Genomic DNA, 23,732 nt, shown 5'->3' on the forward strand with positions numbered 1-23,732 from the left:
GGGCCCCAAATCGTCATAGACGCCCCGCGAGGTCAACGCCCGAGCGCGGCGACGTCGTCGGCCGCGACGAGGCCGACGCGGGCGAAGGCGTCGACGAGCCCGGCGGCGATGCGTCGGCGGCCGGCGTCGAAGGCGTCCGCGTCGAAGCGGGTGCGGGCGAAGAGGTCCTCGAGGCGCGGCGTCTCGATCACCTCGCCGAGCGTCAGGGTCGGCAGCGCCATGGTGTCGACGAGCTCGGCGGTCCGCGCGTCGTGCGTGACGACGATGCCGGGGATGCCGGCGGCGAGCGCCGCCATGGCACCGTGCAGGCGGGTGCCGAGGACGGCGTCGAACGGCTTCACCGCGTCGATCCAGCGCCCCGCGTCGCTGAACAGGCGGCCGCGCCGGCGCATCAGCTCGACGAAGGCGTCGAGGCTCATGTCGGGCGCCAGGATGCGGCGGATGGAGAGGGTGGCGGCGAGCGAGACCTCGGCGAAGACGCCTTTGGCCATCGCCGCCGCGGCGGTGCCGCCGGACTGCTGCACGTAGAGCCCGTCGCCGCGCACCATCGCGGCGAAGAGCACGCGCTCGGCGGCGCATTTCGCCTCGTCCCGCATGATCTCGAAGGGGGCGGCGGCGGCGAGCGCGATACGGGCCGCCTCGCCCTTCTCGCGCGCCTTGCCGAGGCGCCAGGCGATCGAGCGGCCGAGTTCGGCGCGCGGCTCGAGGAACAGCGAGGGGCAGCCGAGCGGCAGCGTGCCGGTGAGGCCGAGCGCCTCGCACACCCGCTGCGAGAACGGGCCGCGCACGGTGACGAGCACCGCCTTTTCGCGCAGCGCCGCGGCGAGCGCGCCGACGGAGGGGTCCTTCTCGAGGGCGGCGATGGTCGCCGCTTCGCCTTCGGCGGACGGCGCCTGGGCGCCGAGGCCGAGGACGACGATCGGCACGTCGAGCTGCGCGAGGCGGGCGGCGAGGCCCGTCCAGTCGGTCCCGAGGCGCAGGTGGTTGGCCATGGGAAGGACCAGCGCCTTGGCCCCGGCGAGGGTCGCCTCGGCCTCGGGACCGGAGAGGGTGGTGAGGTGGCGCGCCGGGTGGGCGAAGAGGCGGGGGGCGGCGCGCTGGAACATCAGGTTGCCGGAGTTGGCGCCGAGCCGCGCGAGCAGGGCCTCGAGCGACAGCGTCTCGGCCTCGGCGATGGCACCGGGCGAGCCGAGGAAGGCGAGATGGTCGCCGTTCCGCACGCTCATCGGCGGGCGTCCGGGGGAGGGACCGTCATCGCGCGGGCCCGCTCGTCTCGATGCGGGGTCGATGAGGGGGTGAAGGTCACGGCGTCTCCCGTCCGTCGCGTGGTGCAAGCGTGGTGCGAGGGAGGCTGTAGCGGCCGGCGGCCGGGGGCCACAAGCCCGCCGCGCCGCCGCGCGCGTCGCAATCTCTGATTTTGCTTCCCCTTCACCACCCCCTTCACCACCCCCGGCCCATCCCGGCCCGAGCCCGTTCCGGGTGGGTCCCCTTCGGCGGGGGTTCCTCGGGACCGCCTCAGGATCGCGGCGTCAGCGCCGCGGCGAGGCGCTGCTGGACGTCGGCGACGCCGGGGAACTCGGCGTGGACGCGCTCGACCACGGCCGGGGAGAAGAGCTCGACGGCGCGCTCGCCTTCGGTGCGGGTGCCGTGCTTGGCGCGGATGTGCGGGGCGTTGACGATGAAGTGGCGGATGGCGCCCGTCAGCGTCTCGCGGTCGAGGACGGGGAAGGCGTGCGCCAGCTCCGCGGCGACGGGGGCGGCGTTGTCGGCGTCGAGGAAGATGTCGAGCGGGTAGTTCTTGAAGGCGGGGTTGGCGTAGTCCCAGGCGACCATGCTCTTCAGCGTGCGGCCGAAGACGTGGTCGATCTCGAAGAGGGCCTTGTCGGAGAGGGTGGGCTGCTCGCGCAGGTGCTCCCCGTAGGTGCGCCCGTCGTCCAGGATGAAGGCGTTGGGCGGCTCGGTCGGGCTCCGGGTCGTCTCGTGGTAGCGGATGTGGGACAGCAGGAGGTCGAACGGGTCGCGGAAGATGTGCAGCCCGGCGCCGGCCTTGGCGATGGGGCTGCGCGAATGCGCGTCCTGGACGATGCCGGCCTCGGCGGGGGCGTCCTTGGGGTTGCCCTTGAAGAAGCGCGCGTCGGCGAACTTGGTGTAGCGGGTGAAGATGTTGCGCAGGAGCACGGTGCCGCAGCGGTGATGGGTGCACACGTAGAGGCGCGGGGGGGCGGCGGGCGAGGGCGCGCCTGATGCTTCTTCCAACTCTCTCACCGTCCTTCGGATCTCGGCTCGTCGGCGCCGGCCGGCCGCCCCGGATCTTGCCGGGGCGGGCCGCGCCGGCGGCAAGCCATGCCCCAAGCGGGAGCTGGCGACAACCGGGCAGCGCGTCGGCGGCGGGCCGGCGGGTTCAGCGGCGGCCGCCGGCGATCTTCAGGCTCTCCGGCTCGCGGCGCAGGCGCCACATCGCCAGGGTGCCGAGCGCCGGGCCGATCGCCAGGATCATGAAGGCGTAGCGCCAGGTCAGCGTCTCGATCAGGAAGGGCATCGCCTGGATCGTCGCGAAGGTGAGGAGGAAGCCGAGCGAGGTCTGCAAGGTCAGCATGGTGCCGACGAGGCGCGGCTCGGCGAGCTCGGCGATCGCGGCGGAGAACTGGGCCGAATCGGCGACGATGGTGACGCCCCACACGATGGCGAGCGCGATCAGCACCGCGGGGCCGAGCGCCGGCGTGAAGCCGATCGTCGCCGCGCACAGGCCCGACACCGTCATCGCCGCCATCGTCACCGTGGTGCGGCCGATGCGGTCGGCCGCCGCGCCGGCGACGACGCAGCCGATCCCGCCCGAGGCGATGACGAGGAAGGTCAGGAGGCTCGCCGAGGGGATGGCGCGCCCGCCTTCGCCCGCCCCCCAGCCCGCTTCGGCGAGACCCCAGCCGAGGAAGACCCCGATCCAGGCCCACATCGCGTAGAGCTCGAACATGTGGCCGAGATAGCCGGCGTTGGCGAGGAGCAGGGCCGGCCGGCGCAGCGCGGTGAGCGCCTCGCCGGGCACGAAGCGCGCGCTGGTGGCGTGGCGCGGGCCGAGGCCGACCGTGAGGATCAGGACGGCGGCGAGGCCCGCCGCCGCGGACGAGGCGCAGATGGTGACGCGCCAGTCGAGCCCGGACAGGGCGATGACGAGATGCGGCAGCGCCGAGCCGACGGTGACGGCGCCCACGAGGGTCCCGATGAGGAGGCCGACGCCGCGCTGGGCCCATCCGGCGGCGAGCTTCATCCCGACCGGGTAGATCCCCGCCAGGGCCGCCCCGGTGACGAAGCGCAGCAGGAGCGTCGCCGCGCCGTCGAACCCGGACCACAGGATCAGGAGGTTGGCGAGCGCCCCCGTCGCCGCTGCGGCGGCGAAGAGCCGGCGCGGGTCGATCCGGTCGGCGAGGCCGTACCAGGCGCTGACGAGCGTGCCGGCGACGAAGCCGAGCTGCACCGCCCCGGTGAGGAGCCCGGCCTCGCGCCGGGTGATCGCCCCGGCCTCGATGAGCGTCGCGGCGGCCGAGCTGGCCGAGAACCACAAGGTCACCGCCAGCACCTGGCACAGGATGAGGAGGGTGATGGAGTAGAGCCTGCGCGTGGTCATGGAAGGCGGTATCCGGCCCGCGGCACGGCCCGCCCGCGCCGCCCGGCCTCGCCCGCCCCGTTCCGCCCCGCCGCCGTCGCCGCCCGCCGCGTCCGGGTCACGCCTTGCGCGCCGGTCGCAGCTGCAGCCCCAGCATCAGCAGGAAGGCCATCGTCAGCCCCAGCGAGATCGGGTGCGAGACGAAATCCCACAGGAAGGTCAGCGGGTCGCCGCGCGCACCGATCATCGCGCGGCGGTAGTTGGCGTCCATCATCGGCCCCAGGATCACCCCCAGGATGACCGGCGCGACGGGAAAGCCGTAGAGCTTCATCGCATAGCCCATCACCCCGAAGCCCAGCATCCAGACGATGTCGACCGGGTTGTTCTGGATGGCGTAGGCGCCGACCGCCGACAACACGACGATCACCGGCACCAGGATCGCCTTGGGGCACTCGATCACCTTGGCGAAGACGCGCACCCCGGTGAGGCCGAACAGGAGGAGGAAAGCGTTGGCGAGCACCAGCGCGCCGACGATGAAGTGGAAGAGGTCCGGCGTCTCGGCGATCAGCAGCGGCCCCGGCTTCAGCCCGTGGATGAAGAGCGCGCCGATGATCACCGCCGTCACCGCGTCGCCCGGAATGCCGAGCGTCAGCATCGGGATGAAGGCGCCGCCGATGGCCGCGTTGTTGGCCGCCTCGGGCGCCACGAGCCCCTCCTTGGCGCCCTCGCCGAACGGCACCTCGGGGTTCTTCACCGTGCGCTTGGCCTGATCGTAGGCGAGCAGCGCGGCGATGTCTCCGCCCGTCCCCGGCAGCGCGCCGATCAGCGTGCCGATGCCCGACGAGCGGATCGCGAGGCCCAGATAGCGCCGCACGTCGCGCCACGCCGGCACGATCTTGGCGACGTTCTGCTTCACCGCCGGCACGTCGACGTCGCGCAGCTGCATCAGCGCCTCGGCGACGCCGAAGAAGCCGATCATCGCCACCACGTAGTGGATGCCGCCCATCAGGTGGATGGTGCCGAAGGTGAAGCGCCCCTCGGCCGTCATCGGGTCGAGCCCGACCATGCCGATGAGGACCCCCAGCGCCCCGGCGAACGCGCCGCGCGTGAAGTCGCCCGACAGCGAGCCGACCAGCAGGATGCCGATCAGCCCCAGGAGCAGGTAGTCGCGCGACTGGAAGAGGATCGCGAAGGCCGAGATCGGCGGCGCGAAGGCCGCCAGCGCCACCACGCCGATCAGCCCGCCGACGACGCTCATCACCGTGGTGAGGCCGATGGCGGCCCCCGCCTCGCCCCGCTGGGCCAGCGGGTAGCCGTCGAGCGCGGTGGCGACGGCCGACGGCGCGCCCGGAATGTTGAGGAGGATCGCCGTGCGCGAGCCGCCGTAGACGCCGCCCACGTAGACCCCCGCGATCAGCGCCAGCGCCGCGTGCACGTCCCACGCATGGGTGAAGGAGATGAGGATCGAGGTCGCCATCGTCACCGAGAGCCCCGGAATGGCGCCCACGTAGATGCCGGCGAAGGTGCCGAGCGCGACGAGCGCCAGGGTCCACGGGTCGGTCCAGGGCGCGAGGACGGCGGCGAGAAGGGGGGCGAGGGCGTCCATCGGCTCAGAACACCGTGCGCCACAGCGTGCCGGTCGGCAGCACCACCTGGAAGGCGAGGCGGAAGACCAGCCACACCAGGGCCAGCGTCACCCCCGTCACCGAAGCCGAGGCCAGAAGGCGCCGCGCCCAGCCGCCGCGCCGCCAGTTGAGGGAGATCGCGGCCAACAGGAAGGCCCCCGCCGCCACCATGAAGCCGAGCCGCGGGATGAGGACGACGAAGCCCAGCATCAGCACCAGGAACAGCGCCGTGCGCGGCGCCAGCACGAAGGCGAGCCCCCGCAGGCCGCGCGGCCCCTCGCCCGCTGCCCGCAGGCGCGACAGCGTCAGGCCGAGCGACGTCACCAGCATCGTCCCCGAGGCCAGCATCGGGAAGACCCCCGGCCCCGAGGCCGACGAGAAGCCCGAGATCGCGAACGAGCGCCACAGCGCCGCGGCCGAGAAGACCGTCAGCGCCAGGAGGAACCAGCGCTCGCCCGGCCGCACGAGGGGCCTTTCGTGCGCGGTCCTCTCGGCGGGGGAGGGGGTGGGGCTGGGCTCGGTCATGCGGGACGGCCTTTTCGGCTGGGACGGCCGCGAGGGCTCGGGACTCACCGAGGAACAGGCGAAAGGCACCGCCGTGCCGTGGTGCCGAAACGGGACCGCCTCGGGTCGGGGTATGAGCGGAAAGGATGGAGAGGAGGGGCGAGCGGGCGCGCCTCCCCTCCGTTCCGTTACGGGCGCGCGATGCCCAGCGTCTCCGGGTCGACCTTCGCCGCGCCCGTGTCCTTCAGCGCGTAGGCCGTCACCTTCTGCCACTGGTCGAGGAACTGCCGCGCCTCATCGCCCGAGATCGACATCACCACGTTGCCGCGGTTCTCCATCAGCGTCTGGAAGTCGGCGTCCTCGGCGGCGGTGGCGAACGCCTCGGTGAGCGTCGCGACGACGTCGTCCGGCGTCCCGTTCTTCACGAAGACGCCGTAGAACGGGCCCCACGGCAGGTAGGTCGCCATGTCGGGCAGCGCGTCGGTGATCGCCGGCACGCCCTCGAGCTGGTCGACCGGCGCGGTGTCGACCACGGCGAGCGCCCGCATCTTGCCCGCCTTGATCTGCTCGGCCGCCGCCGAGATGCCCGACGGCATGAAGTCGACCTCGCCGCCCAGCATCGCCGTCAGCCCCGGCCCCTCGCCGTCGAACGGAATGGCCGTGACCTCGAAGTCGGCCGCGTTGGCGATCAGCGCGCCGACCGTGGACGGGAGCCCGCCCGGCCCGGTCGAGCCCATCTTCACCTCGCCCGGACGCGCCGCGATGTCCTGAAGCAGCGCCTCCATGGTGTCGTAGTCCGACCCCTCCGGCACCACGATCACCGCCACGCCCCGGCCCAGGATGTTGATCGGCGTGAAGTGCGAATAGTCGAGCGGGGACACGCCCATGACCGGGTGCAGCTGCGGGTTCTCCGCGCCGTAGAGGAAGGTGTAGCCGTCGGCCGGCGCGGCGTTGACGTAGGCGGTCGAGATCGCCCCCGCGCCGCCGGACTTGTTGAGCACCACGATCGGCTTGCCGAGCGCCTCCTCGGCGGCCGGGTTCACCGCCCGGGCCACGGTGTCGGTCGCCCCGCCCGCGCCCCACATCACGACGCCCAGAAGCTCGCGCTCGGGGAAATCCTGCGCCATCGCCGCGCCGGACAGCCCGAGCGCCATGCTGAGCGCCAGCGCGCCCGTGATCTTGATCATCATCGTCCTCCCTGGTCGGCCCTCTTGTCGTGCCGGCCGCCCCGCAGGGACGGACCGCCGAGGCCGCATGGCCCACGCATAAACCGCGCCGGGCCTCGATGGGAAGGCGTCACGGCCCCCGCCCGGCGCCGCGCCCCGGCGGTGGAGCGCGAGGCCGGCCGCGAGCCGGCGTCGACGCGCGGAGGCGAAGGGCCCGCAGGGCGGTCGTCCCGCGCCTCCCGGCCCCCCGGCTCAGGCCTCGACCGGCGGGAGGGCCTCCCGCTCCAGCACCAGCTTGGTCATCGCGATCACGTGCTCCGGCGCGGCGTCGTAGCCGTGGTCCAGCAGCCACAGGCGCATGATGTGGGCCGTGTCGGTCACGTCGATCACCGCGGACTTCTGCGGGCGGCGGACCATGTGGAGGGTCCGTTCGAAGCGATCGGATTGCATGTTCAGTCCTCCTCGTGACCTGCCCGCGCGCCGTGCGCGGCAGGACTGGCGGCAAAGACGGGATGGGCGAAGGCGTCCGGCGTTCCGTTTTCGGATATCGCCGGCGGCGCGGATGTCGGCGGGTGAGCCGGCTCCCCCGGCTTCCCCGTTCCATGCGAGATCGGCATGGGCCCGACGGCGCGCCCCGGCCGGGGCCCGCTCGAGGTGGGCCTCCCCGCGCCGGTCCTCGGGGGTCGAGGCCGGGCGGGAGGGCCCGATCAGGCGAACAGGCCGAAGTCGTAGGTCTCGATGACGACCCCGTCGGCGACGACGTTGACCGTCTCGACGTCGTGGATGGTCAGGTTGAACTGCGACAGGGTGGCCTCGCCGGTCGTGGCGTAGGCGGCCATGTCGGTGGCGAACCGGCCGTCGTCGAAGTCGGCGATGGCGTCGACCTCGATGTTGACGGTGTCGGAGCCGGTGCTGCCCCAGATCTCGGTGGTGGCGGCCATCCGCGTGCCGTCGAAGGCGAAGGTGTCGTCCCCTTCGCCGCCGCAGAAGTCGCCGCCGGCGGACATCTCGAACGTGTCGTCGCCCGCGCCGCCATAGGCCTCGCCGACGTAGCCCGAGGCGCGGAAGATGTCGTCCCCGGCGCCCAGGTCGATCGTGCCGCCGCCGTCGTGGAGCTGGACGTTGTCGATGCCCGAGCCGGTGGTGACCGAGCCGACATAGCCGTGCGCGAACAGCTGGTTGTCGCCCTCGCCCAGGTCGACCGTGCCGGCGCCGTTGCCCAGCGTGACGTTGTCGGTGTCGGCGCCGCCGAACAGGGTGCCGATGTAGCCACCGTTGCCGCCGGAGAAGAGGTTGACGCCCTCGCCCAGGTCCATGGTGCCCGCGGTGGCGCCGTCGTTCATGAAGACGGTGTCGTTGCCGGTGCCCATGTCGACCGAGTTGACCGACCCGCCGTTGACGAAGAGCGCGTCGTTGCCGGCGCCCATGGTGATGGTGCCGCCGCCGTTGTTCAGCGTGAACACGTCCTGGCCACCCTCGCCGTTCGCCGCGTCGACGTAGGCGTTGAAGACCGCCGCGTCGCCGCCGTCGGTGCCGGAGAAGAGAGCGGTGTAGGCGGAGAAGATGGAGGTCATCGCGGCGTCCTTCCTGCTTGTTTTCGTCTGGCCTCGTCGGTGTCCCGAATGTGGCGGGGAGGAGGCGCGGCGGGTGTGACGCACATCACGCAATGCACGCCGGGGAGGAAAAAGCGGACGGGGCCGGCGCAAAGCGTGATCTGCGCCCATTGAGCGGCGCGGGCGAGGACACACGGGCGAGGACGGTAGGGCGAGGACGGTAGGGGAGGACCGGAGAGCGAGGACCGGAGGACGAGACGGGGCGAGGGGACGGGGCGAGGGGACGGGGGCAACCGGGTGCCGGGCCGCGCGAGCCGCCCGCGCTTGCGCAAGCGCGCCGGCCCTGCCAATGCCCATCCGAGCGCACGCCAGCAGGAGGAGACCGCCGTGACCCGTGAGCCCCGAGGCCGACGCGAGACGATCGGCGCATGAAAGGCATCGTTCTGGCCGGCGGCTCGGGCACGCGGCTCTATCCGGTCACCCACGTCATCTCCAAGCAGCTGCTGCCGGTCTACGACAAGCCGATGATCTACTATCCCGTCAGCACGCTGATGCTGGCCGGGATCCGCGACATCCTGATCATCACCACCCCCCAGGACGCGCCGCTGTTCGAGCGGATGCTCGGCGACGGCAGCCAGTGGGGGATCAACATCGCCTTCGCCCAGCAGCCGCGGCCCGAGGGGCTGGCGCAGGCCTTTCTCATCGGCCGCGAGTTCGTCGGGACCGACAGCGTCGCCCTCGTCCTGGGCGACAACATCTACTACGGCCATGGCCTCGAGGAGATGCTGAAGGAGGCCGCCGCGCGCCCGAACGGGGCCACGGTCTTCGCCTATTATGTCAAGGACCCGGAGCGCTACGGCGTCCTCGAGTTCGACAAGGCCGGCACCCCGGTGCGCATCCTGGAAAAGCCCGCCGTCGCCCCTTCCAGCTACGCCGTCACCGGGCTCTATTTCTACGACAACGACGTGCTCGACATCGCCGCCGACGTGACGCCGTCGGCGCGCGGCGAGCTCGAGATCACGGACGTGAACCAGGTCTACCTCGACCGCCGCGCCCTCACCGCGCAGACCATGGGCCGCGGCTACGCCTGGTTCGACACCGGCACGCACGACAGCCTGGTCGACGCGGCGCTCTTCATCCGTGCGCTGGAGCAGCGGCAGGGGCTCAGGATCGCCTGCCCCGAGGAGATCGCCTGGCGGCAGGGGTGGCTGTCGGACGAGGCGCTCGTGGCGCTGGGCGAAGCGCAGAAGAAGAGCGGCTACGGCGCCTACCTGCTGGGTCTCCTGGAGGGCTGACCCCGCGCCCGGCGGCCGAGGCCCGGCCCCGGCCCCGGCCCCGGCCCCGGCCCCGGCCTCAGCCGTCCGGGTCGGCGGCCAGGCGGTCGAGGACCACCCGCAGCGAGGTCGGCCAGTCCGGCAGCGTCAGGCCGTAGCGCGTGGCGAGGCGGGCCGTGTCGAGGCGCGAGTTCGCCGGGCGCCGCGCCGGGGTCGGGTACTGCGACGTCGGAATGCCGGCGACCCGGGGCGGGGCGGGGAGGGAGGCCACGATCGCCGCCGCGAAGTCGCGCCAGGTCGTGTCGCCCCGGCCGGCCACGTGGACGACCTCGCCGCCCGCCGGCCACGCCGCGTGCCGGTGGGCGAGCGCCAGCAGCGTGTCGGCGATGTCGAGCGCGCTCGTCGGGTTGCCGTGCTGGTCGTTCACCACGGTCAGCCGGTCCCGCTCGGCCCCCAGGCGCAGCATCGTCTTCACGAAGTTCTTGCCGTAGGGCGAGTAGACCCAGGCCGTGCGCGCGATCAGGTGGCGTCCGCCGGCCGCCCGCACCGCCGCCTCGCCGGCCGCCTTGGTGCGGCCGTAGGCGCTCGCGGGGGCGAGCGGGTCGTCCTCGCGGTAGGGGCGCTCCAGGGTGCCGTCGAAGACGTAGTCGGTCGAGATGTGGATCAGCGGGACGGCCGCGGCCGCGCACAGCGCCGCCAGCGCGCCGGGGCCCTCGGCGTTGAGCGCGGCCGCGGCGGCCTCGTCGCTCTCGGCGGCGTCGACGGCGGTGTAGGCGGCGGCGTTGACGACGACCTCCGGCGCGGTCCGCTCGAGCGCGCGGGCGAGGCTCTCGGGCCGGGTGAGGTCGGCCTCGGGGCGGCCGAGCGCGACGACGTCGTCCGGCCCGGCATGTCCCACCCGAGCGCGTTCCACCCGAGCGCGTTCCACCAGAGCGCGGGCGACCTGGCCGGAGCGGCCGATGACGAGGATCTTCATGCCGCGCGGCCTAGAACGCGACCGGGCCGAGGTCTTCGAAGGCCGGCAGCGCCGCGTCCTTCTGCGACAGCACGATGTCGCCCGCCCCGCCCCAGTCGATCCCCAGCGCCGGGTCGTCGAAGCGGATGCCGCGCTCGCTGTCCCGGTCGTAGAAGCCGTCCACCTTGTAGGCGACCTCGGTGTCGTCGACGAGGGTGCGGAAGCCGTGCGCGAAGCCGCGCGGGACGAGGAGCTGTGCCCCGTTGCGGGCGCTGAGCTCGGCCGAGACCCATTCGCCGTAGGTCGGCGAGCCGGCGCGCAGGTCGACCGCGACGTCGATCACCGCGCCGACCAGCACCCGCACCAGCTTGGCCTGCGCGTGGGGCGCCACCTGCAAATGCAGGCCCCGCACCGTGCCCGCCCGGCGCGACAGGCTCTGGTTGTCCTGCACGAAGTCGAGGGCGATGCCGGCTCGCTCCAGGGTGCGGGCGTTCCAGGTTTCCTGGAACCAGCCGCGGTCGTCTTCGAAGCGCCTCGGCGTCAGGAGGACGACGTCGGGAATCTTGAGAGGAGTCACGTCCACGGGAGGGCCCTTCGTCGCGCGCGTCAGGCCCCCTATAGGGCATCGCGCACGGCGGCGTAAACGCGGCGCGCCCGGGCCGTCAGGACTTGGGGAAGCACTCCGGATAGTTGGCGTACATCGCCGCGATCGCCATCAGGTGCAGGCTGGTGTCGAAGTAGTTCGTCATCTTCATCTCGACCGAGTCGTAGGCGACCGGCTCGTCGTATTCGAGGCAGTGCATCAGCTCGTAGGTGAAGAGGTAGGACTTGCCCCAGAACTTGTCCTTGCGGCCCAGCGTGTAGACGTCGAAGGGGTAGATGTCGCGGTTGTCGTCGTCGGCCCAGATGCCCATCAGGTACCGGGTGACGTGGTCGTTCGTCTGACCGAACTGCAGCAGGTAGAGCGGGATGCGCACCGCGTCGTAGCTGAAGCGGCGCGGGAAGCCGCTGGCCGGCACCGGCTCGCCGTATTCGTTGAGGGTCGACCAGTCGGACGGCGGGTGGATCAGCGCGTCGAGCAGGCGCTGCCCGTCCTCGAGCACCGCCTCCCACGCATAGTCGGGCGCCAGCGCCTCCATGATCGGCAGGGTCATGGGGATGTAGTAGCTGAGGTTCAGCGTCGCGTTCGGCTCGTGGCGCGAGGGGGCGGCCCACTCGCCCGGCAACAGCACGGTGAAGCCGCCATACTCGATCACCAGCTTCTTGCCGACCGCCTCGGCGATCGCCGTCGCCTCGGCGAGGTATTCGGCGTTGTCCCAGCGCATGCCGGCCAGCCCCAGCGCCGTCGCGATCAGGATCTCGCCGTCGGTAGCGTTGTTGCGGTCGGCGATGCCGCGGCCGGGCACCCACTTCCAGGCGAACAGCTTGTCGGCCCGCTGCATCTTGGTCTTGGCGAAGCGCCAGATCTGGTCGAAGGTCGTCCGGTCGCTGCCCAGCAGGGCCAGCATCATGCCGTAGCCCTGGCTCTCGGAGTGGGTGATGCCGCCGTTCTGCGGGTCGAACACCCGTCCGTCCGGCTTGATGAAGGCTTGGCGGTAGATCTCGAAGGCGGCGGAGAACCAGCGCTGCTCGGCCGGGGCGAGCTGGCCCAGATAGGGCATGTAGGACTGGTTGAGCTGCATCGACCGCGCCGGCGCGGCGCACAGTGCGGCGATCGCCACCACCGCCAACAGGATGCGCATCGTTTCTCCTCGCACGCCATTCTCCCGGCGAACGCCGAGCCCTCGAACCGTCTGCCGGCGGCCGCTCGCCGCCCCGACCCGGATCACGCCGTCCGGGACGGATCGCCGCCCCGAGCGCCGCCGATCTCCCGATACACTCTCGGATAAATTGTACTGCCAGCTATCAACATTTTCGTGAATAAGGCAATAAAAACTCCGAGTTTGGAAATAAGTCGAACGGGCGCGACGCAGGCTGAGCGGGGGCGCCGGCAAGACCCCGCCCGTTCGCGTCCGAGGTGATCGGGGCGTTCGGGCAGCAGTCATGCATTTCGCGCACGGCTTCTTCTCGCGAATCGTGAATTGGATCAGGAAATTGTCTGATTTGATGCATTGTTGCTCGGGGTGGCCCCGCAAAAGAGGCGAAAGCAAGGCCTTCGACTTGTTTCGCGCGGGGCGGAGGTGGTCGCCGGCGGTGGCAGGGGCGCGCGGTTGCATCGGCCCAAAGGAGCCCGGCCGAGCCGAGCACACGCAGAACGTGCATAGCCCATCGGCAATTTCGGGGACGCGTGGCGCGGCGACGATGCGAACCTGAACGACTTTTTTCACCGGGCGGGGCGTCGGAGGGTCGCTCGACCCGATCCTCGTCGACCGAGCTGTCGTGGTGACACGTGGTGACGCCGCCGGGGGGGGGGGGGTCTTCGTGTGGTCGCCCCTCGTCGAGGGCGAGCCGCACTTCACCTCGAGAGGTGGCGCGCGGCGGTCGGGAGTGGCCTGGTGCGCGCCGCTCGCGCGGCTGGTACGAGCGCGGCCCCGGACGACGGGGGCGGAAGATCTCGGCGCGGGCCGGTCAGGAGTCCGTGCCACACTCTGAAGATGAGTGGGCTCGCCTTCTGCGGGAAACCATGGCGACATCCTCACGACTCACACGATGTCGTGCATGGCCGAAGGATCGGACTAACCGAATTGTGATGGGGCGCTGTTCATCCGCCGATTAATTTCACTGGTACGGCAACACGACCTATGACATAGCGGCAGGAGGCGTGGGGGCGACGGCCGCGAGGACGAGGGCCCGCCGCCATGACATCGATCTTCGGAGACCTTGGATGCCCCGCTTTTTCCGCGCCAACACCAGGGGTTCGCTCAGCGAGGCGCGGGAGGCGAGGTCGGCCAGCGAAGGCGACATCGTCAGCCAGGGCGTGATCCGCGCGGCCGCGACCGAGCAGGCGCCCAAGATGCTCGTCTCGCGCATGCAGGACCACATCGTCGAGACCGACGACGGCCACCTGCACATGATGCTCAACCTCGGCCCCAACCGGGGGCTGACGCTGCTGAGCAGCACCGACAACGCCAAGACATGGACGATCGCGGCCCAGTTCGACGACGCGGCGCTGCGCACCTCCTCCGACATCCGCCTCACCGACGACGGCGACAAGCTGCTCGTCGTCTACTCCAACGACACCAAGGGCATCACCTACGTCGGCCTCGACTACAATGCCCGGAACGGCGCCTGGAGCGTGGAGGAGACCTCCGAGGTCACCAGCTTCGGCATCGATGCCGACACCACCAACCCCACCATCGTGGAAGGCGGGACGGGCAATCTCCTCGTCGCCTACAACATGTCGACCGACCGGGGCGTGCGCGGCGTCCTCGCCGGCAGCCAGGACGGGGAGAACTGGGTCAAGGTCAGCGGCCTCGACCCGACGGCGCAGACCGGGGCGCTGCGGGTGATGGCGACGCCGGACGGCTTCGGCGGCATCTACGCCAGCAAGAACGAGATCTTCTGGGTGACGCTCGAAAACAACGAGTGGGTCTACGAGAAGATCGCCGACAACGGGCCGGTCGGCCTCTACGCGACCCACTTCTCGACGACGACGGTCGGCGACGACATCTTCCTCGCCTCGGTCTCGGCCGACAACCGCATCACCTTCCTGCACTATGACGGCGCGACGAAGACCTGGAGCGACGGGGTGACCCCGCCCAGCACCGTCGGCGACAAGGTCAGCTCGGTGCAGATGAGCGCCGACACCGACGGCAACATCTACCTCACCTACGACGACTACGACGACGGCACGCTGGTGGTCATCAAGAGCATCGACGAGGGCGACACCTGGGTGCCAGAGGCGGTGCTCGACGTGCCGCGGCTCTACGAGCAGGCGCCGGTGCGCTGGTTCGAGACCCCGGAACATTTCGACGACGAGTTGCTCGTCGTCTCGCAATTCTATTTCCCTGGGCTCGACGGCTTCAAGGGCCCCAACGGCCTCTATCATTTCGTCGTCGACACCGATCCCTCCTCGTCGTCCGCCCCGGCCGTGGCGGCGGCGAGCGGCGGGCGCGCGTTCTCCGGTCCCTTCTTCAGCGGGGACAGCGGGGCCGACTTCTCCGGCCTGCGCGCGGCTTTCAGCCAGCACCACGACGACGTGTCGCCGCTCGCCTAGCGGCGGCACGCGCGCCCGGCGCCCGCGGGCGCCCCAACTCGATCGCCATGAACTCGATCGCCGTCTGACGCAGACGAGCCGGTCCGCACAGGCGGGCCCGGCGCAGAGACGTCGTGTGCGCCTCGTCCTGGGCGAGGCGCACACGGAACGGCCCGGGGAGCCGCACGCGCAGCCCCGGCCAGGACCCCGCGAGGGTCCACGGGCCGGACCCGGCCTGCGGGCCTGCGGGCCTGCGGGCCTGTCGGTCGGGCCTCGGCCCCGGATCGCGCCCGCTTTTTTCGGCGCATCCGCTCGATTTCGACGTTTTTATCTGGAGGCACCCCATGCCGCTCTTTTCCCGGTTTCGCGACCACTCCGTTTTCGCCCACTCCGCTTTCGACCGGCCCGCGTTCGATTCCCCCGACCCCGCCCCCGCACGCTTCGCCGTCGCGCAGGGCGACGCCAGCCCCGTCCTGCACCAGGGCCTCCTGTGGAAGGCCTTCGTGCCCGATGCGCCCAAGCTCATCGTCTCGCGCATGCAGGACCACGTGGTCGAAACCTCCGACGGGCACTTGCACACGCTCGTCAATCTGCACCGCGGCCGCGGCCTGACGCTGCTGTCGAGCGACGACGACGGCAGGACCTGGGACGTCACGGCGCGCATCCCCAACACCCGCGGCTCCTCCTCCGACATTCGCCTCGTGGAGGGAGAGGACCGCCTGCTGGTGGTCACCACCACCAAGGCCGGCAAGGTCCTCTACGGCACCTACGACTACGACCTCGCCGACGGCGGCTGGACGCGCGACATCGCCTCCGAGGTGACGCACGCAGGCATCGACAACACGACGACCAACCCGACCGTCGCGATGGACGCGGAGGGCACCATCGCCGTCGCCTACAACGTCGAGGGGGACGACGGGCTCGGCCTGGTGTTCGCCTGGTCCGAGGACGGCGGCGCCACCTGGGAGAAGGCCGAGACCGATTTTCCCGGCGTGGCGGCCGGTTCCTTCCGCGTCCTGTCCACGCCGGACGGGTTCGCCGTCCTCGCCGCCACCGCCGAGGCGATGACCTTCCTCACCTACGATCCGGGCACCGACACCTGGTCCGGCGAGACGGTGAACGAGACCGGCGCGGTCGGCCGCTACGCCAGCCACTTCAGCACCACCACGATCGGCGACGACATCTACGCCGCGAGCGTCGACGCGAGCGAGACGCTCAGCGTCATGCGCTACGAGGGCGCGACCGGGGCGTGGAGCGAGCCGGAGACGCCCGCGCCGATCACCGGCAAGACGACGAACGTGCAGCTGAGCGCCGGGTCCGACGGCAGCCTCCACCTCGTCTACGACGACCACGACCATCCGGGGCGGCTCGTGGTGCTGGAGAGCGAGGACGGCGGCGAGACCTGGAGCGAGGAGGCGGTGCTGCAGGTGCCGCGCTGGCTGCGCCTGGAGCCGACGCTGCTGCAGTTCGACGACCTGCCGCTGGTCCGCTTCGAGGCGCCGGAACAGTTCGACGACGAGCTGCTCGTCGAGGTGCAGGTGAACATCCCCGGCCGCGACGGCTGGACGAGCCTCTACACCTTCGTGCTCGACACCGAGGCCGACGCCGTGCACCTCGCCGCCCATGATCTTCCTGCCCACAACCTCTCTGCCCACAACCTCTCTGCCCACAACCTCTCTGCCGACGACCTCGCCGCGCTCTGACGCCGGCACCGGTGAGGCGGGCGGGACGCGGCGAGCGGGACGAGGCGGGCGCCGAGGCTCGACAGGGGAACGGGGTGAAGTTGTCCCCGCCCCCCCGCCGCGGCTGTAGAACAGGGCCGGCTCACTTGAGGGGACCGACCCATGATCGACATGCTGCTGCAGGAGGCGCGCTGATGGCCGACAATCCGTTCCAGACGTACTCGCAGAGCGTCACCGCGCCCGCGGTCGACGCTTTTCCCATCACTCCGGACGACGACACCGACCTGACCCAGACCGTGCGGGCCATCTATGTCGGCAACGCCGGCGACGTGAGCCTCGTCACGGCGGGCGGCTCGACGGTGACCTTCGCCGGCCTCACCGGCAGCATGGTCCTGCCGGTGACGACGAGCCGCGTGCGGGCCAGCGGCACCACGGCGACGGGCATCGTCGGCCTCGTCTGAGGCTCCGCCCGCCCGGGGGCGCCGTCTGCGAAAGGCGCGCCCGGGCGGCCCGGCCCCGGGCGGAGCTCCCATGGCCTGCAAGGGCCCGTGCATGACCCGTGGATGACGGGCCGGAGCGCCTCAATCTTTTCGAGGCGACCGGTTATTCTCCTGCGCCTCACCTCGCGTTGCCGCGATGTTGGAGTGCGTTGGCGATCATGCAGCTCGATCTCTTCCCGACCAATGTGAGGCTGCGTTGCATCGACCCGATGCGCAACAAGCGGCGGTTCTACACGCTGTCGGTCCAGCCGACGCTGTTCGGGGAATGGGCGCTGGTGCGCGAGTGGGGGCGGCTGGGCTCGGCCGGCCGCGTGCGCACCGACCGCTACGCGACCGCCGGCCAGGCGATCGACGCGCTGGGCAGCCTCACCCGCGCCAAGCAACGCCGCGGCTATTGCGACTGACGCACGCGGTTGTCAGCTGACAACTCGCGCCGCGCCGATTTCCGACCCCGCGCGAAGGCGCGTCGATTCCGGTCCCGCATGGACGCGGGTCGATTCCGGCCCCGCGCGGACGCGGGTTGATCCCGAGCGACGCAAAAGCGCTTTAGGCTCCCTCGAAACGGGAGAAAGCCCATGCGGATCGTCGATATCTCCAACGCGCTCGAAACCGGGATCCCCTCCGATCCCCCCATGATGCTGCCCGGGATCGAGTACGTCGCCCACGAGGACAGCGTGGGGCAGATGGCGGCCGCCTTCCCCGGCCTGACCGCGGACGACCTCCCCGGCGGTGAGGGCTGGGCCGTCGAGCGGCTCACCGTCTCGACCCACAACGGCACCCACCTCGATGCGCCCTACCATCACCACTCGACGATGAACGGCGGCGAGCGCGCCATCACCATCGACGAGGTCCCCCTCGAGTGGTGCTTCGCGCCGGCGGTCAAGCTGGACCTGCGCCACTATGCCGACGGCCACGTCCTCACCGCCGCCGAGATGGAGGCCGAGTTCGCCGCCCTCGGCCACACCCTGGCGCCGCTGGAGATCGTCCTCGTCAACACCGCCGCCGGCGCCCGCTACGGCGAGGCCGACTACCTCGCCGCCGGCTGCGGCATCGGCCGGGAGGCGACCTTGTGGCTCCTCGACCAGGGCGTGCGCGTCACCGGCACCGACGCCTGGTCCTGGGACGCGCCCTTCGTCCACACGGCGCGCCGCTGGGAGGTCACGCGCGACCCTTCGATCATCTGGGAGGGGCACCGCGCCTCGATGACGACCGGCTACTGCCACATGGAGAAGCTGGCCAACCTGGAGACGCTCCCCGCCTCGGGCTTCAAGGTCGCCTGCTTCCCCTTCAAGATCAAAGGCGCCTCGGCCGGCTTCACCCGCGCCGTCGCCATCTTCGAGGATTGAGGCGCGGCGGGTGCGGCTGCGGCGCGGACAGCCGCCGGGCCGGGCGCGCTCGGGTCAGGCGGTCGCCGCCACGATCAGCCGGCGCAGCACGAAGCGGCCGAGGTGGGAGTTGGCCGCCCTCAGCTCGACGCCGAGGGTGTCTCCGGTGACGCCCACCTCGACGGTGACCTCGCCCGGCGCGCCGACCCTCTCCACCACCTTGCCGCCGAGCACGATGTGCACCTCCGGCTCCACCGCGGCGAAGTCGAACATCACCACGTGGGGCCCCGCCTCGCCGACGTCGACGCGGGTGATGAACTGGCCCGGATAGGGAGCGCCGTTGCGGCGGAATTCCAGGCCCTTCTCGCCCATCTCCACCTCCGCTCCGCCCGCCGTCACCCAGCTCGAGGACGGGTCGGTTCCCGCCTCGCGCGCCAGGAGGTCGGCGGCAAAGGGCACCGCCGGCTCGGCATTCGCCGGGCCCGCGGGCGCCGCGCCGGAGGGGGCGGTCTCCCCGCCGGTCTCCCCGTCGACCTTCGGGGCGGTCTCGGCGGTCCCGTCCCTCGGGGCGTCGTCGGCGTCGTCGGCGGCGCTCGGCGGGGGCGGCGGCGGGGCGATCCCCTCCGGCGGCAGGCGGCTCGGCTCGGCGCGCCGCTCCACCACCAGATGGCGCAACCCGACCCGGCGCTGCGGCGTGCCGACATAGTGGATCGAGCCCGACGCGTCCTGCCGCAGCACCACCTGCGCCTGGACGAGGCCGATGGGAGCGAGGTCCTCCAGCGACAGGAAGAGCCGCCGCACGGGGCCCTCGCCGACCGGTGCCAGGCCGGCCTGGGGCGTCACCGCCACCACGCGCGAGTCGCGCGTCACCGAGATCACCTCGTCCTCCACCAGGTCGAACACCGCCGCCGCCAGCGGCCTGTTCTTCGGGTCGGCGAGGGCGAGCGTCAGATAGCGCGTCGTCAGCGGCTGCACCTCCACGCTCACCGTCAGCGGCGCCTCGGCCTCGACCCGCACCCCGGCGCTGTGGACGCGCTTGTCCGCGACCTCCGCTTCGGCAAACGGCACGAACTCGTCCTCCGCCGGGCCCGCCGCGACCAGGCTCGCCAGGGCCCAGCCCTCGGTGTCGGGGTCGCGCACCGCCTTGAGCGTGGCCGCCGGGCTCAAGGCGAGGCGTCCGTCCGCGTCGGCGGCCGCGGGAGCATCGCTTGCCGCCGCGGCGGCGGGCGGCAGAGCCCGGTCCGGCACCGTCAGCGCCGCGCCGAAGGCCGCCTTCAGCGCCGCCGTGTCGCCTGGGCGCACCGCGACGACGTCGCACGGCACCCCGGGCTGCGAGGGCCACACCGGGCCGAGCGTCGCCCGCCGCACCGCGGCCTCGCCGCCGGCCCGCGACGGCCAGCGCTCCACCAGCGCGGTGACGAAGCCGAGCCGCTCCAGCTCCTCGGCGATATGGGCGGCGGCGCGGCCGGGCCAGGCGAAGGCCGGCCGCGCCAGTCCCACGACGACCCCCGCTCGCGGCGCCCGCGCCAGCGCCCGCCACAGCGCCGGCGCCTGCCCCTCCTCGAAGCTCTCCAGCAGCAGATGGGTGGTCTGCGGCCCGGCCGCGTCGAGCGCGGCGACGGTGGCCGCCGTCAACGGGCTGACGCGCGCCTCGGGATCCAGCGGACGGGCGTCGGTGGCGGTCCAGCCCGCCCCCGTCCCGCCCCGCACCGCGGCGAGGACATAAGGGTCGGCGACGATCAGCGTGCCGCCCGGCGCGCCCTCCTGCGGCGTGGCGGCGAGGGGGTGGCGCGGGCCGCTCCACAGCACGTGCCTCCCGTCCGCGGGACCGGGCAGTGCCGCGAGCAGGCGGCCATAGTCGAGCTGTGCCCCCGCGCCGGGTCGCCCGCCCGGCCCCTGGGCGAGCGATGCGCCGGCGGGAGAACGGCCGGCGCAGGTCGGGCCGGCGCTGATCGGGCCGGGCACGGGCGCGGTGACGAGCGGCAGGGCGACCGGGCGCAGCGCCTCGCCGTGGGCCGCCTCGCCGCGGCGCCAGGTGGCCCCTTTGGCCAGCGGCGCAAGGGCCAGCAGCGTCTCGGCGAGGCCGGCCCAGGATGCGGCCCGGCGCGCGGTCTCGATGCCGAAGCGCAGGTCCATCGTCCCCCCGCGACTGGCGCGCGCCAGCTGCGCGGCCGCCTGCGCGATCGCCCGCGGGTCGGCCGCGTCCACCACGAGGCCGCTGCGGTGCGCGGCGACGAAGGCCCCGAGCCAGGTCCCCGCGCCGGCCACCATCGGGGCCCGCGCATAGAGCGCGGCGGCGGCGAGGTCGCTCGGCCGGTCGGTGAAGGCGGGCGGCTGCAGCGGCAGCACCACGGCGTCGGCGGCCGCCAGCTCCTCGCGCAGCGCCGCGTCGGCGAGGCCGCCCGCGCGCACCTCGTAGGCGCCGAGCGCCTTGGCCGGCTGCGGGTCGGCCCTGCCCCCGCCGGCCAGCGGGTCGGTCCCGAAGACCAGTGTCAACGGCTCGTCCATGAAGAGGACGCGCAGCGCCGCGCCGATCTCGGCCGCGCGCGCGGCGCCTTCGTCGGCCCCCGTAGCCGGCAGCAGGATGCGCGTCGCCGCCTCCGTGCCGCCCGCCGTGCGCGGCGGCCGCGCCGGATCCGCGGCGATCGCCGCCACCTCGGCGTCGCCGAAGAACGGGCTGGGCCGCGCCGCGACGGGGAGGTCGAGCCCGGTGCGCGCCCGCAGCGCCTCGCGCTGGTGGTCCGTCGGCACCGTGGCGTGGATCGCCGGATCGTCCGCCAGCGCGGCCAGCGCCTCGGCGTGGCGGGCGGCGAAGTCGCGCGCCCAGATGTCCTCGGTGCGCAGGGTGGCAAGGTTCACGCACACCCGCACCGTCGCGCGGTCGAGCGCCAGGCGCTGCAGGATGGCGAGGTGCTCGAGGCTCCCCTCGGCCATATAGAGAAGGAGCGGCCCCGGTGCCGCGTCCGCCGCGGCGGCGACCGCATGGCCGAACTCCCGTGCGACGCGCCGCGTCAGCTCCGGCAGCGCGTCCGGATCGCGCCGGGCGGCCTCGCCGAGGGTGCGGCTGTCACGCGACAGCACGGGGTCGAGGACGACCCCCGCCAGCTCGTCGCTCTCGCTCTCCCTCTCACCGCTCTCCCTCTCGTCGCCCTCCCTCTCGCCCGCCGGCTCGTCGTCCATCCGGCTGCCCCGCGCCAGGTGCTGGCTGGCGGCGATGCGCAGGTGCGCCCCGCGGGCGGTGACCGCCGCCGCCAGCGCTCGCGCCGCGGCGAAGGCGCGGCCCGAGGGGGCGACGAGCTCCGGTGCCAGCGACAGGATCGTGATCGGCGCGTCCGGATCGGCGAGGCGCACCGGAGCGAGCGGCGCCGCCGCCCCCCGCCGGCGTAACGCCGGCCGCTCCGATGCGGTGAGCGCGGTGATGTCGACGCCGCGCGCCTCGGCCGCCGCGGCGACCGCTTCGGCCGGGTCGTCGTCCTCGCCGGGGAGGCGCGCGGCGGCCGGATGGGCGGCGCGGATCCCGGCGGCGAGCGACGCCGGCATCCCGAGCCCGTCATATCCCGAGACGGTCACGCTCTTATAAAGAGAGGTGGCGACGGCGAGCATGAAGGCGAGGCCGTCGTCGGTCGGCGGCAGGGCGAAGGCCCCGGCCAGATCCGCCCCCGTGGCGTCGGTGTCCGAGGGCACGCCGACGATGCGCTCGTGCCAGACCGCCGGCACCGCGGCGCGATGCAGCGGCAGGTCGCGCAGCGGCACCACCAGCGTGACGTCGGGCGCCGCCTCCAGCATGGCGTTGACGTGCCCCCGCATCGCCGCCGCGGCGGCCGACGGGCCGACGTGCAGCGCACTGTCCCCGGCGCACACGAAGCGCGGCGCCAGCGCGGCGAAGCGTTCCGGCTCGGCGGCGAGCGCCCCGCTGGCGACGACGTCTCGGGCGCCGAGATCGAAGTGGACGAGCTGGGCCAGCGACGGGCCGGCGCCGACGAGGTGCGCCGTCGGTGCCAGGCGCGCGGCGAGGGCGCGGAGGCGGGCCGCGCCGTCCCCGGCCGCGGGCGGGGCGAGCGCCAGGCCGACCTCGGCGAGCCGCGCGGTGTCGCCCGGCGTGACCCACGGGTCGGCGAAGACGATGCGGGTGCCGGCGGGCACGGCCGCCTCGAGCGCCGGGAGATCGGCGAACGGCCCGGTCCCGGCGTGTGGCGTGCGCCATATATAAAGAATGTCGCAGGCGGCGAGGAGCCGCGTCCAGGCGGCCTCGTCCATGCCGCGCGCGGGGTAGACGGTGAGCGTCTCGCCCAGCGGGCCGGCGAGCGCGGCGGGGTCGGCGGCGGCGGCCATCGCCGCCGGCGGCGCCAGTGCGGCGAGCTGCAGCGGGCCGAGCGTCGCCACGATGGAGATCGCCTCGAGCGCCGGCGCGAAGGGGGCGACGTGCCAGACGAGGCGGGCGACGACGTCCCGGGCATCCGCCTCGCAGGTCAGGGCCGGATAGAGCGCCACAGTGGCCATGGGGGGTCTTCAGCTCCTCGTCAGGGCAGGCGGCCCGGTCGCGATCGTGCGCCGGGGTGGGGCGGGCGCCTCCCGGGCCACCCGCGATAGTCCCCGCACGCGGGCAAGATCAACCGTTCGGACCGCGCGGCGGCCGCGGCGCGCTCACGGCGCCGCCTTCATGCGCTTGGCGATCTTGGCGATGGTGGCGCGCGAGCAGCCGGTGGCGTGTTGTACCTGGGACCACGACGCGCCGCGGCGCAGCATCTCGGCGATGGCGGTGTTGCGCTTGACGTTCTCGGGCCGGCCCTTGTAGCGGCCCTCCGCCTTGGCCCGCGCCTGGCCCTGGGCCTGGCGGCGGCGGCGGTCCTCGTAGTCCTTGCGGGCGACGGCGGCGAGGACGTCGAGCATCATCTGGTTGATGGCGGCGAACATGCGCGCGGTGAAGTCGTCCGGCCGCGTCTTCAGCTGGGTCCAGCTGGTCGGCAGGTCGAGCGCCACGACGCGGATCTGCCGCCGGTCGATCTCGCTGCGCAGGGACTGCCAGTCGGCGGTGGTGAGGCGGGAGAGGCGGTCGACCTGCTCGATGAGGAGGACGTCGCCCGGACGCGCGTCGCCGAGCAGGCGGAAGAGCTCGGGCCGGGCGAGCTTGGCCCCGCTCTCGTTCTCGACGTAGGTGGAGGTGATGTGGAGACCGTGCTCGGCGGTGAAGGCCTCGAGGTCGGCCCGGGCGCGCTCGGCGTTCTGGTCCTCGGTGGAGGCGCGGAGGTAGGCGCGGACGACCATGGACGCTCCCGGCGAGTCTCGCGGTACGGTTTATATGGTCTACCCTCGTCCGGTTCGGTTTGACCTGTCAAGAACCAATTTCTGAACCAACCGCCACCCGGTTCCCCAAAGGCACACCCGAACCGAACCGGTTCGGGTGACCTTTTT

Annotated in this window: 19 protein-coding genes; 6 read left to right on the forward strand and 13 right to left on the reverse strand. The window is 72.7% G+C overall.

Annotated features, from left to right (window positions below):
* Positions 1–32: 32 nt before the first annotated feature.
* The 8 genes from MRB58_RS24715 to MRB58_RS24750 form a co-directional block, all read right to left on the reverse strand.
* Positions 33–1,226, reverse strand: coding sequence for a polysaccharide pyruvyl transferase family protein (locus tag MRB58_RS24715; protein ID WP_244782376.1), 1,194 nt, complete (start codon positions 1,224–1,226; stop codon positions 33–35).
* 289 nt (positions 1,227–1,515) lie between these two features.
* On the reverse strand, positions 1,516–2,256 hold the full coding sequence (locus MRB58_RS24720) for a hypothetical protein (RefSeq protein WP_244782377.1): 741 nt from the start codon (positions 2,254–2,256) through the stop codon (positions 1,516–1,518).
* A 145-nt stretch (positions 2,257–2,401) separates the two neighbouring features.
* The gene (locus MRB58_RS24725; RefSeq protein ID WP_244782378.1) at positions 2,402–3,622 is read right to left on the reverse strand and encodes an MFS transporter; all 1,221 of its coding nucleotides are present in this window, start codon (positions 3,620–3,622) and stop codon (positions 2,402–2,404) included.
* Between the two features lie 97 nt (positions 3,623–3,719).
* Positions 3,720–5,207, reverse strand: coding sequence for a tripartite tricarboxylate transporter permease (locus MRB58_RS24730; RefSeq protein ID WP_244782379.1), 1,488 nt, complete (start codon positions 5,205–5,207; stop codon positions 3,720–3,722).
* 4 nt (positions 5,208–5,211) lie between these two features.
* Positions 5,212–5,751, reverse strand: a complete 540-nt coding sequence (locus MRB58_RS24735) for a tripartite tricarboxylate transporter TctB family protein (RefSeq protein WP_244782380.1) — start codon at positions 5,749–5,751, stop codon at positions 5,212–5,214.
* Between the two features lie 167 nt (positions 5,752–5,918).
* Positions 5,919–6,917, reverse strand: coding sequence for a tripartite tricarboxylate transporter substrate binding protein (locus MRB58_RS24740; RefSeq protein WP_371747326.1), 999 nt, complete (start codon positions 6,915–6,917; stop codon positions 5,919–5,921).
* 231 nt (positions 6,918–7,148) lie between these two features.
* Positions 7,149–7,346: a hypothetical protein gene (locus MRB58_RS24745; protein WP_244782382.1), complete on the reverse strand. Its 198-nt coding sequence runs from the start codon at positions 7,344–7,346 to the stop codon at positions 7,149–7,151.
* A 257-nt stretch (positions 7,347–7,603) separates the two neighbouring features.
* Positions 7,604–8,470 carry a calcium-binding protein gene (locus tag MRB58_RS24750; protein WP_244782383.1) on the reverse strand — a complete coding sequence of 289 codons (867 nt, stop codon included), beginning with the start codon at positions 8,468–8,470 and terminating at the stop codon, positions 7,604–7,606.
* A 407-nt stretch (positions 8,471–8,877) separates the two neighbouring features.
* Between MRB58_RS24750 and rfbA the strand changes: the two genes are divergently transcribed.
* Positions 8,878–9,744 (forward strand): glucose-1-phosphate thymidylyltransferase RfbA, encoded by an 867-nt coding sequence (rfbA, locus tag MRB58_RS24755; protein WP_244782384.1) that lies wholly within the window; start codon positions 8,878–8,880, stop codon positions 9,742–9,744.
* A 58-nt stretch (positions 9,745–9,802) separates the two neighbouring features.
* Here rfbA and rfbD read toward each other — a convergent pair whose 3' ends face one another.
* The 3 genes from rfbD to MRB58_RS24770 all read right to left on the reverse strand — a co-directional run bounded on the left by rfbD (position 9,803) and on the right by MRB58_RS24770 (position 12,420).
* Positions 9,803–10,699 (reverse strand): dTDP-4-dehydrorhamnose reductase, encoded by an 897-nt coding sequence (rfbD, locus tag MRB58_RS24760; RefSeq protein ID WP_244782385.1) that lies wholly within the window; start codon positions 10,697–10,699, stop codon positions 9,803–9,805.
* A 10-nt stretch (positions 10,700–10,709) separates the two neighbouring features.
* A complete protein-coding gene (gene rfbC, locus MRB58_RS24765; protein WP_244782386.1) occupies positions 10,710–11,261 on the reverse strand; it encodes a dTDP-4-dehydrorhamnose 3,5-epimerase in 552 nt (183 codons plus the stop codon).
* 79 nt (positions 11,262–11,340) lie between these two features.
* Positions 11,341–12,420 (reverse strand): glycosyl hydrolase family 8, encoded by a 1,080-nt coding sequence (locus tag MRB58_RS24770; RefSeq protein WP_244782387.1) that lies wholly within the window; start codon positions 12,418–12,420, stop codon positions 11,341–11,343.
* A gap of 1,082 nt (positions 12,421–13,502) precedes the next feature.
* Here MRB58_RS24770 and MRB58_RS24775 point away from each other — a divergent pair.
* From MRB58_RS24775 to MRB58_RS24795, 5 genes are all read left to right on the forward strand, one after another.
* Positions 13,503–14,834, forward strand: a complete 1,332-nt coding sequence (locus MRB58_RS24775) for a hypothetical protein (protein WP_244782388.1) — start codon at positions 13,503–13,505, stop codon at positions 14,832–14,834.
* Positions 14,835–15,157: 323 nt separating this feature from the next.
* Positions 15,158–16,516 (forward strand): sialidase family protein, encoded by a 1,359-nt coding sequence (locus MRB58_RS24780; protein WP_244782389.1) that lies wholly within the window; start codon positions 15,158–15,160, stop codon positions 16,514–16,516.
* Positions 16,517–16,689: 173 nt separating this feature from the next.
* On the forward strand, positions 16,690–16,956 hold the full coding sequence (locus MRB58_RS24785; RefSeq protein WP_244782390.1) for a hypothetical protein: 267 nt from the start codon (positions 16,690–16,692) through the stop codon (positions 16,954–16,956).
* Positions 16,957–17,153: 197 nt separating this feature from the next.
* Positions 17,154–17,399 (forward strand): WGR domain-containing protein, encoded by a 246-nt coding sequence (locus MRB58_RS24790; protein ID WP_244782391.1) that lies wholly within the window; start codon positions 17,154–17,156, stop codon positions 17,397–17,399.
* A 171-nt stretch (positions 17,400–17,570) separates the two neighbouring features.
* Positions 17,571–18,341 carry a cyclase family protein gene (locus MRB58_RS24795; RefSeq protein WP_244782392.1) on the forward strand — a complete coding sequence of 257 codons (771 nt, stop codon included), beginning with the start codon at positions 17,571–17,573 and terminating at the stop codon, positions 18,339–18,341.
* 54 nt (positions 18,342–18,395) lie between these two features.
* Here the strand turns inward: MRB58_RS24795 and MRB58_RS24800 are convergent, their stop codons facing one another.
* Both MRB58_RS24800 and MRB58_RS24805 read right to left on the reverse strand, forming a co-directional pair.
* Positions 18,396–22,820: a hypothetical protein gene (locus MRB58_RS24800; protein ID WP_244782393.1), complete on the reverse strand. Its 4,425-nt coding sequence runs from the start codon at positions 22,818–22,820 to the stop codon at positions 18,396–18,398.
* A 144-nt stretch (positions 22,821–22,964) separates the two neighbouring features.
* The gene (locus tag MRB58_RS24805) at positions 22,965–23,585 is read right to left on the reverse strand and encodes a recombinase family protein (protein WP_244782394.1); all 621 of its coding nucleotides are present in this window, start codon (positions 23,583–23,585) and stop codon (positions 22,965–22,967) included.
* Positions 23,586–23,732: the final 147 nt, after the last annotated feature.

The organism is Acuticoccus sp. I52.16.1, assembly GCF_022865125.1.
Lineage (GTDB): Bacteria > Pseudomonadota > Alphaproteobacteria > Rhizobiales > Amorphaceae > Acuticoccus.

Bases quoted from the DNA above. Each gene is read 5' to 3' on its own strand.
- MRB58_RS24715 (WP_244782376.1), bottom strand. From the start codon at position 1,226: ATGAGCGTGCGGAACGGCGACCATCTCGCCTTCCTCGGCTCGCCCGGT.
- MRB58_RS24725 (WP_244782378.1), bottom strand. From the start codon at position 3,622: ATGACCACGCGCAGGCTCTACTCCATCACCCTCCTCATCCTGTGCCAG.
- MRB58_RS24730 (WP_244782379.1), bottom strand. From the start codon at position 5,207: ATGGACGCCCTCGCCCCCCTTCTCGCCGCCGTCCTCGCGCCCTGGACC.
- MRB58_RS24735 (WP_244782380.1), bottom strand. From the start codon at position 5,751: ATGACCGAGCCCAGCCCCACCCCCTCCCCCGCCGAGAGGACCGCGCAC.
- MRB58_RS24740 (WP_371747326.1), bottom strand. From the start codon at position 6,917: ATGATCAAGATCACGGGCGCGCTGGCGCTCAGCATGGCGCTCGGGCTG.
- MRB58_RS24745 (WP_244782382.1), bottom strand. From the start codon at position 7,346: ATGCAATCCGATCGCTTCGAACGGACCCTCCACATGGTCCGCCGCCCG.
- MRB58_RS24750 (WP_244782383.1), bottom strand. From the start codon at position 8,470: ATGACCTCCATCTTCTCCGCCTACACCGCTCTCTTCTCCGGCACCGAC.
- rfbA (WP_244782384.1), top strand. From the start codon at position 8,878: ATGAAAGGCATCGTTCTGGCCGGCGGCTCGGGCACGCGGCTCTATCCG.
- rfbD (WP_244782385.1), bottom strand. From the start codon at position 10,699: ATGAAGATCCTCGTCATCGGCCGCTCCGGCCAGGTCGCCCGCGCTCTG.
- MRB58_RS24770 (WP_244782387.1), bottom strand. From the start codon at position 12,420: ATGCGCATCCTGTTGGCGGTGGTGGCGATCGCCGCACTGTGCGCCGCG.
- MRB58_RS24775 (WP_244782388.1), top strand. From the start codon at position 13,503: ATGCCCCGCTTTTTCCGCGCCAACACCAGGGGTTCGCTCAGCGAGGCG.
- MRB58_RS24780 (WP_244782389.1), top strand. From the start codon at position 15,158: ATGCCGCTCTTTTCCCGGTTTCGCGACCACTCCGTTTTCGCCCACTCC.
- MRB58_RS24785 (WP_244782390.1), top strand. From the start codon at position 16,690: ATGGCCGACAATCCGTTCCAGACGTACTCGCAGAGCGTCACCGCGCCC.
- MRB58_RS24790 (WP_244782391.1), top strand. From the start codon at position 17,154: ATGCAGCTCGATCTCTTCCCGACCAATGTGAGGCTGCGTTGCATCGAC.
- MRB58_RS24795 (WP_244782392.1), top strand. From the start codon at position 17,571: ATGCGGATCGTCGATATCTCCAACGCGCTCGAAACCGGGATCCCCTCC.
- MRB58_RS24800 (WP_244782393.1), bottom strand. From the start codon at position 22,820: ATGGCCACTGTGGCGCTCTATCCGGCCCTGACCTGCGAGGCGGATGCC.
- MRB58_RS24805 (WP_244782394.1), bottom strand. From the start codon at position 23,585: ATGGTCGTCCGCGCCTACCTCCGCGCCTCCACCGAGGACCAGAACGCC.